The following is an 8,204-nucleotide window of genomic DNA, read 5'->3' as shown; positions in this document are numbered from 1 at the left end:
GAGGCCGGGACGCTGCGCTGGAGCACCGTCAGTCAGGAACGACTGAAATGCTTGCGCCGCTTCGATACTTGGCTCACCGAATGCGTCGATGACCCGACCTCGATGCTCGGCGACCCGGCGGTCGCGGCCGGTCAGGCAACACAGTTCCAGCGCTGGGCGGCGGACCCGCGCAACCGGCTGCGTTACCCGGGTGACCAGCGCGATCTGAGCAAGAAGGTTCATCCTCGCCTGGTCAACGACGACCTGCGGGCAGTGGCGGAGCTGATGGACTTCATCGCCGCCAATCCCGGCGAAACCCGCGCCATGCTCGGTCCCTCGCCCTGGGACCAGATCAGCTCCGCGCACGCGGCCAGCTGGTTCGCCCAGGTCACACGGATTCCTCACACCCGGGAGTTCAACGACGCCCACTACGTCGACGACCATGCGCTGGCTCAGATCACCGCCGCGTTGCCGGTTATCGGGTTGCCTCGCGACGGGCAGATGACGATCACCCGCGGTGACCGAACACAGATCACTGCGGACGGGTTGAACAACCCGCAAGCCATGCGGATGATCCTGCTGCAGATCCTCACCGGCCGCCGCGCCAGCGAAATCCGCACCTGCGCCTTCGACTGTCTGTCGGCTCCACCGGCCAGCACCGTCACCGGCACAGATGGCGATCAGATCGCGCGGTTCCACTACGCGCAATCGAAGATCGACGTCGCACCCGACACCATCCTGGTCGACCAAGAGGTCGTGGAGGTCATCGAGGAACAGCGCCGCTGGATCCGGGAATGGTTCCCCGACCAGCAACCGAGATTCCTGTTCATGCAGCGCAGCGGCAACCGGAACGGCGACAAGCCCTACCCTTACGGCAGCTACGCCTGGATCTTGCGCCGATACGACGATCTGCTGCAGATCACCGACAGCCAGGGCCGCACTGTCCGGCTCAGCCACACTCACCGATTCCGACACACCCGCCTCACCCGCCTTGCCGAGCTCGGATTGCCGATCCACGTGCTGCAACGCTATGCCGGACACGCCACCCCGACGATGACCATGCACTACATCGCCGCCCGCGAACAGCACGCCGAACAAGCATTTCTGGCGACGGTGAAGTTGAAGGCCGACGGCACCCGCATCCAGTTCTCCCGAGACGATCACGACAGCTTGCACCTATTCGACCGCGCCGACCGGTTTCTGCCCAACGGCTGGTGCCTGCTTCCGCCGCTCCAAAGTTGCGACAAGGGAAACGCTTGCCTGACCTGTTCGGTCTTCGCAACCGACGCCACCCACCAAGCTGCCCTGCAACGCCAGCTCGACGACACCACCGCCCTGATCGACCGCGCCACAACCGAATTCGAGCAACGCCACGACCGGCCAATGCCCGACGACAACGTCTGGCTCACCCAGCGCCGCGCAGAACAATCCGCCCTGACCCGCCTGCTGGAAGCCCTGCCTGCCGATCCCGGCCGCGCGGTCCAGGGCGGCGGCTGCCGCGAGAACGCACCCGGCCCGGTCCCACTCACCCTCTAACCCGCTCCCAGAAGGACACGACCCTGACCACGCGAGAAGACCGCACCGCCGCACTGATCGCCGCCGCGAAAGCCAAGTCCAGCAAGAAGATCGACGACGCCGAGCAAGCCATCCGCCGCCTGCTCAAACGCGGAGAACCCGTCACCTTCCAGGCCGTCCAACGCGAAGCGAGCGTTTCCCACGCCTTCCTCTACAACCACGCCGACCTGCGCACCCGCATCGAACGGTTGCGAGCCAACGCCCGACCAGCCCGCACCGACGCACCCCCAACGGATTCGGAGAACACCCTCATCCAGACACTCAGCCTGCAGATCACCGAGCTGAAGAAACGACACCGCGCCGAGGTCCAAGCCCTGCGTGACGCACTCGAGCAAGCCCACGGCGAAAACCTTGAACTCCGACGCGAACTCGCCCGACGCGGCACTCCCACCGCGACGTCCAGCACCAAGATGATCGGACCTTGCTGACCATCGTCACGTCAATTGAAAGAACGTCATTACCAGCGCAAATACGCCGAATTCAAGATCAAACCGTGGATAACGACCGGCACCGGCAAAACCCACCTCTCGATCGGGCTCGGCATCGCCGCGGCCCACCACGGCCACCGCGTCCTGTTCGCCACCGCCGTCGAATGGGTCACCCGCCTGCAAACCGCCCACCAGCACGGACGATTAGCCGCTGAGCTGGCCAAGCTACGCCGCTACGGACTTTTGATCGTCGACGAGGTCGGCTACATCCCCTTCGAACAGGACGCGGCGAACCTGTTCTTCCAACTGGTCTCCAGCCGCCACGAACACGCCTCGCTGATCCTGACCTCCAACCTGCCCTTCTCGCTGGACGAAAACTTTCACCGATCCTCGTCTGTGTTCAGCCATTGTCGACCGATTGACTTTCGGCGGGCAGATCATCGAGACCGGCACCCAAAGCTACCGCCTGGCCCGCACCGCGCAAATCACGGGACAGACCCCCAAGCCGAAGGACACAGCGTCGCTGCCGACGCCCGAACCCCAGCCCTGATCGGCTCACCGCAGCACTCCACGTGACGCCGAAATTCATCTGGACTCACCTGGTTACAACATGATTCGGGTCCACCGGCCGCAAATGCCGCAGCGTCACTACCAGGCCGGTGCCACCTTGAAGCGAGTCAGCATACGACGACGCCAGGCGGATGATGACTGATGGTGCATCGTTATCCAGATGTCCGACAACAACATCCGAATCGGCGATGCCACCGAACTGCTCTAATTCAGCAACAGTAGGCCGCGATGGCGGCGTCGCCCGGGGTGTCGGCGCGACCGGGATAATGACGAGTTTGTCGCCGTCATCATCCCCGATGCGGTATCGAAGTTGCCTTTGCGGCTGAACAGATCCTCACGTTGGGACGTTCACGGAGATGGCCGGGTACATCCGGAAGGACGCCGGGATGCCCGCAACCACTCTCTGGGATTGCGGGCATCCACGGATATATGCCTGGCGGCGATCAGCCGCAGTGTACGTGAGCTGGTGAGTACCAGACGTTCCACCCTGGATCGGCGGCGCCTCCCCACATTATGCAGACACCTGCGGCGTCGATCCTCACCGGGCCAGCGTAGTAGGCATACTCGCCCTCGTCATTGATGAAAGCGGGGTGGTTGTCGGACGCGATGGCGGCCAACATCATGGTTTTAGTTCCCGGGTTGTTCTTCGTCGTGACCACGCAGTTGGTGGTGCCGTTGTAGAGCAGGTGGATACGTGCGCCGGGGATGTCATGGTAGTCGATTTCGTGGTAGTTGTTGCCGCACGCCTCGGCCGGGGTCGCTACCGCATTCGCCGGACTGGTTACGGCCAGTGATCCGGCAAGAATCGCCGCCACAGTGAGACCCAGCCTGGCTCCGTGTTTGAGCATACGCACCTGTTCAACATCCGTTCTGTTACGAAATTTTTCGGACATCAGAAATAACTCCCACGGACCAGCCTCACACTGCCGACCGGTGACCATAGGTCGAACGAGGCTTGATTCCGGACCAGACCTGCAGACATGGCTCCGATCTCGAGACCTCACCGCTGCGAGGATGCCAAAATCCCGACCCGAATACAGAGGACCTTCCCAACGGTGAGGGGCGATCAGACGCCCAGAGGACACCGCCATGAGGTCGCCTTCTCGCGGCCCACGTAGCGGGCGACGCCGCGCATTTGGCTCGTCGAACAGGTTCGGCTCGGTCCGCCAGCATCCGATTCGGCGATGCCACCGAACTCTCCGAACTGCTCCAGTTCATCAACGACTGGCTCGCCGCAGACGAGGCCCGCATCTCGCTGGACCGCTTCACCGACCCCGCGCAATGCCTGCGCGTCGACCTCCACCGCTTCACTGCCGCCATCCTCGCTAACCCCACCGAAGCGGAAGCTGCCGCCGATCCCCACCCCCGACTACGATTCCCACAACCAGCAGCAGCCCAACCGACCGCAACCATCTCCAGCGAGACCACTCACCCTCCACCCCAAGCGGTGTCATTTTTCGTCTGCACAAATCGCCACTCGCGGCACCAAGTGACGCTCAAATTCACCTGGAACTGATCTCGGAATTCACCTGTCTAACCACAACGGACGACACACCATAACGAGCTGGCTGAAACGTCAAGCGTCACTTGATAACAGACGGTCAAGGAAGTCCTGATTCCTCACATCGACATCGCGGAAGGCATGAGTACAAATGCATAGATTTCGCCGAACTGGTGAATGGCCGGTGACACGATGTGGGTGCCCTGCATGGGATTTCAGTCGGAAGTTCCCGTGTCTGGCAATGCTCTGATGTGGCTCCGGCGGCGTATGGTCAGGTGCACGCCCTTCACCTTGGTGACCTCGAACGACTCGCATATCGGTCGATGAAATGGCGACGCGCCCACCGTCCTGCGGGAAATTCTCGTCGGACCGCGGAGCACTAGAGAATTCTTGTGCTGGTTTAAATCCACGACGATTCTGCCTCTGTCGTCGTATGGCACTCCGGCCCAAATCACCCCGCGCGGCTCCATGCCCGCGGTGGTGAATCCCTGGGCGAGGTCACTACATTGTGCAAGCACAGGGCATTGCCTACATGTCTCGATAGCTTGCTGCCACTCCTGCGGCCCGCCCGTGTCCAAGTCCCAGTCGGTGGGCCGCGCCGAACATGGAACCCGTAGCTTGGTCCGCTGCCTTGGCGCTTGGTTGTCCTCAATGTTGCTCATCATGGCCTCCTGCGGGCTCAGGTCTGGACTTGAGCCTGCCTGGAACACCCCCAGCAAACATCGGAGGATCTACGCAGATTTTGGCCTCCCGTGGGGTGCGCACGCTGTGTTCGCCTACCGACGATCGAGTACTTCCGTGACTTGGCTGATCTCAGATCGAGACCAACGGGCCAGGCTAGTGGCGAAACTTGAGCACGCAATGCCCTCGCCGGAGGTCGTCGCATGTGGATTGGGTTATGCATCGACATCGCTTGTCCTGGGAGGCTATCCAGCGGCGGTTAAATTCCCAACAGGGATGGCAGCCGATTGAATCGCCCCGGGTTTGGTGCTCAAAGTCTCCCGAAACACCGGGGCGGCTCAGGTGGACCACTTCCGTGTGTCGAGGAGCTCGGTTTGCAAGGTCGATCGGTTCAACCCGACGATCCGGCACGCCGATCGACCCGAGTGGCCGAGTGGCCGAGTGCGATCAATCCTTCGACGATCGCGACCTTCCTTTTGGGGAGATCACCGTCCCTTCATCGAATAACGCGCACGCGCCACGGGTCAACACCAGCTCGGCCTCCAGCCGGGCGATGCGCTTGTCGGCGGCGCCCAGCTCATCGGCGTCGGCTCTCCGCTGCGCAACCGCACAGACACCTGACGACGAACGGACGGCGAATACGATTTCGGCACAGTGACCTCCCGATAGATCACTCTGCCTCAGCACAACCGCGGACCAGTTCCAAGGGGCCACATCAATCGCCAATTAGGCCCCGACGCCGCTGGCTGTCCGCCCCTGGCGACGCCGCGACCACGTCGGCGATCGCCACTCTCGTCCAGCAGGTGATGGCGCTCAATGTTCAGCCCTTACACCGCGACGCCGCCAATAGCGTTGCACGAAACCAACCGCATACGTCGCGGGGCGAATCGACGAGGTCGCGTGCTCCAGCACTCCATCGTCGGCGACGTAGAAGACCGCCCGGCCGATCGCAATCTCTCCGGCCGGCACCGGCACGCACACCATCCACCCATGGTCGATCCGCTCAGCGACTAGTTGCTCGGGCGGGTATCCAGTTGTGTCGTAACCGTGTTGTTGGATGTACTCGTGGACAAGGGAGATGGCTCGTTCCGCAAGGATCGGCCCGATCTCTACCTCAGCCAGACCAGCGAGCACCAGCTGGTGCAGAGCACCATCCAAGTCGAAGCGCTCGTCGTCTCCGAAGACTCCGACGACGGTCTCACGTGTCACCGCAGCCACTTGGGCGGCGCTGACCAATGCTGTTGCCGCGCTGCGCAATTCGCTACTCGGCTGCTTCTCGATCACATGGGCGACGATATTGGCTGCGGTATCGACAGTCCACACACCTGGCATCGCTTTGGTGCAGTGTTCTATAGACGGGGATCCCCCGCGATACCACCGTCCATCGTCCCACCAATAGCAAAAGGAGAGTAGACCGGCGCCGACTCGCGGGTTCAATACCGGGTCAGCCACCCAATTCGGTGCTCCTGCATAGAGATTCGCGATCTGTGCACCGTCCTTACGCAGAGATTCGAGAGTAGCCGCGTCCCATACCCCACCTGACAGCACTGCGCGCCCTCCGGGCAGCACATACAACGTGGATCCGCTGCGCCAGGAGTTCTCGCACCATGCGAGGGACGGAAGAATCCGCGGTCCACGATCGGATCGCAGAGCGGAGAAAGCGGCCGCGATGGTCGCCCACCGCGCCCACATCACCGGAAATTCCGGAAACTCGTCCTTCATCGGCGTCGGCCGCACCTGCGCCGCGAAATCCGCGCGTGCTTGCACGGCGGCCCGCGCGGGACTGCGGGAATGCCGATCATTGTGACCAAGATACATAATCAGCCATCCAGGCAACAGGCGGCGTGGATGCATCTGACCATCAGCGTGGTCCACCTCGCGTGGCGGTTCTTCCACGAACAGTTCCTGACTGTAGTCACAGTCGACTTCGCAGTAACCACTTGGGTCCAGGCGTAGGCGCAACTCCCACCGTGGTCCTCGTCGCTGCCGAGTCGACTCGACGCGCAACCGTCGCACGGCCGCGAATGCCACCTCAGGTGGTTTGATAACCAGTTTCTGGTGATCGGCGGTGTATACGACCCGACCTTCCTCCCCTGCAACGGTGATCGTGAATTCAGCCTCTGCCAGCAGCCAACCCGGGGGCGCCACCGCCACCAGATGGGCCACCAGTCCCTCGATCTCGCTCACCGCGCTGTCTGCATGGCCGCCATCGTCAGGCACTGACGATCCCAGGCCGTCCCTGCGCCCCACTGTGGGATTCACAGCTACCCTCTGCAAGCAGGGATTGTCCAGGCTTATGCCTGCACCTTCGTCGACCGATATATCATGGTTGTCAGCGCTCACGCGTGTCCTCAGTCAGGCGATGGATCTTTCGAGCGGACAATTTGTGGACCTCGGCGAAGTACTGCCCTTCACTAAAGGCGACCATGACGAGCCTGTCGGCACGTGTTCGGCACAAGTCGACTGGTGAGGTCGTATCGCGGTGATCGTCGTTCATGTCGTACGCACTCGGATACTCAGCGTCGTCGACGTCGGGGCACGGATCTTCCTCGTCTCTCGACAACTGGTCACTCATCCGGAGCATCCCTTCTCAGCTGGTATTCAGAGCACTCCCCATGTCCCACGAGTGTGCGACTCCGCGCCGAGGGCAACATCCGCCACTTCACCGAGATTAACCAACGCCTGATACTCGCAGAGCGAATCTGCTTGCACGACAAAGGAAAAGGATCTCCACAATCCGCGGAGGCGACGCGGTGCGGTCAGGGGCACGCCGCCGCGACCATCTCACGCCAATTCCGATAGCTGTCGTGGTCCACGACCACTCTGGGCTCATGTGGACCGTTCCCGGTTCGGTGGACACGGGGGTCGATGTCGCCCGGTAGTTTGGTGTTGGGTTCGACGTGGCGTAATTTCACCGAGGAGAACAAGGCTCGGGCGGTAGCGTTCGTTCTGGGCCAGGGGCGGCCCGTGGCCGAGGTGGCATACAGTATCGGCTGTCACGAGATGACGTTGAGGAAATGGGTGAAGAGAGCGAAGGAGTCTGGAGCCGAGGGTGGTTCCGGGGATAAGTCGCTGACCGACTCGGAGCGGGCCGAGTCGGAGGGGTTGCGTTCGGAGAAAGCGGAGTTGAAGATGCAGGTCGCGTTCGCAAAAAAAGTTGCGAACGGGTTCGCGAAAGACCAGCGGTGAATTCGCCGCGATCGCGGACTGGGCGCTTCGGGCAAATTCGATGAGGCGTTCATGTGCTGGGAGTTGGCAGTCTCACCGTTAGGCTATTACGCCTGGTACGGCCGCGGTCCCAGCGATCGCGACACTAACGACTTCGGGCTTATCCGGCTGATCAGAGCCATCCACTGTAAACGGTCATCGGGAACGGGGTCTGGCCGGAATTTGATGATGGGCCAGGCTTATTGGGCGAGGACGCGGGTGCGGAGGAGGTCGAAATTGGCACGTCCGTACATGGCCCTCTT

At 62.1% G+C, this 8,204-nt stretch carries 8 protein-coding genes and 1 pseudogene; 4 read left to right on the top strand and 5 right to left on the bottom strand.

Annotation, left to right across the window (positions count from 1 at the left end; all coding sequences use genetic code 11):
• From ACFYOW_RS49135 to ACFYOW_RS49125, 3 genes and pseudogenes are all read left to right on the top strand, one after another.
• On the top strand, window positions 1-1,515 hold a 1,515-nt coding region (locus tag ACFYOW_RS49135), incomplete at its 5' end, for a tyrosine-type recombinase/integrase (protein WP_387299023.1).
• Window positions 1,407-1,982, top strand: a complete 576-nt coding sequence (locus ACFYOW_RS49130) for a DUF6262 family protein (protein ID WP_387299025.1) — start codon at window positions 1,407-1,409, stop codon at window positions 1,980-1,982. The genes ACFYOW_RS49135 and ACFYOW_RS49130, both read left to right, overlap by 109 nt.
• Window positions 1,983-2,060: 78 nt before the next feature.
• Window positions 2,061-2,532 (top strand): annotated as a pseudogene (locus tag ACFYOW_RS49125) (ATP-binding protein); the annotation flags it as partial.
• 463 nt (window positions 2,533-2,995) lie between these two features.
• On the opposite strand, the gene ACFYOW_RS49120 reads toward ACFYOW_RS49125, so the two are convergent.
• From ACFYOW_RS49120 to ACFYOW_RS49100, 5 genes are all read right to left on the bottom strand, one after another.
• Window positions 2,996-3,445, bottom strand: a complete 450-nt coding sequence (locus tag ACFYOW_RS49120; RefSeq protein WP_387299021.1) for a hypothetical protein — start codon at window positions 3,443-3,445, stop codon at window positions 2,996-2,998.
• A 173-nt stretch (window positions 3,446-3,618) separates the two neighbouring features.
• Entirely contained in the window at window positions 3,619-3,915 is a 297-nt protein-coding gene (locus tag ACFYOW_RS49115) for a hypothetical protein (protein ID WP_387299019.1), read from the bottom strand.
• Window positions 3,916-4,268: 353 nt separating this feature from the next.
• Window positions 4,269-4,715: a WhiB family transcriptional regulator gene (locus ACFYOW_RS49110; protein WP_387299017.1), complete on the bottom strand. Its 447-nt coding sequence runs from the start codon at window positions 4,713-4,715 to the stop codon at window positions 4,269-4,271.
• 832 nt (window positions 4,716-5,547) lie between these two features.
• The gene (locus ACFYOW_RS49105) at window positions 5,548-6,921 is read right to left on the bottom strand and encodes a hypothetical protein (protein ID WP_387299015.1); all 1,374 of its coding nucleotides are present in this window, start codon (window positions 6,919-6,921) and stop codon (window positions 5,548-5,550) included.
• 145 nt (window positions 6,922-7,066) lie between these two features.
• Window positions 7,067-7,309 (bottom strand): hypothetical protein, encoded by a 243-nt coding sequence (locus tag ACFYOW_RS49100; RefSeq protein ID WP_387299013.1) that lies wholly within the window; start codon window positions 7,307-7,309, stop codon window positions 7,067-7,069.
• Between the two features lie 293 nt (window positions 7,310-7,602).
• On the opposite strand from ACFYOW_RS49100, the gene ACFYOW_RS49095 reads away from it, so the two are divergent.
• Window positions 7,603-7,923: a transposase gene (locus ACFYOW_RS49095; RefSeq protein WP_387299012.1), complete on the top strand. Its 321-nt coding sequence runs from the start codon at window positions 7,603-7,605 to the stop codon at window positions 7,921-7,923.
• Window positions 7,924-8,204: the final 281 nt, after the last annotated feature.

The organism is Nocardia sp. NPDC006982 (genome assembly GCF_042869435.1).
GTDB lineage: Bacteria > Actinomycetota > Actinomycetes > Mycobacteriales > Mycobacteriaceae > Nocardia.
This window is presented reverse-complemented; position numbering and strand designations above follow the sequence as displayed.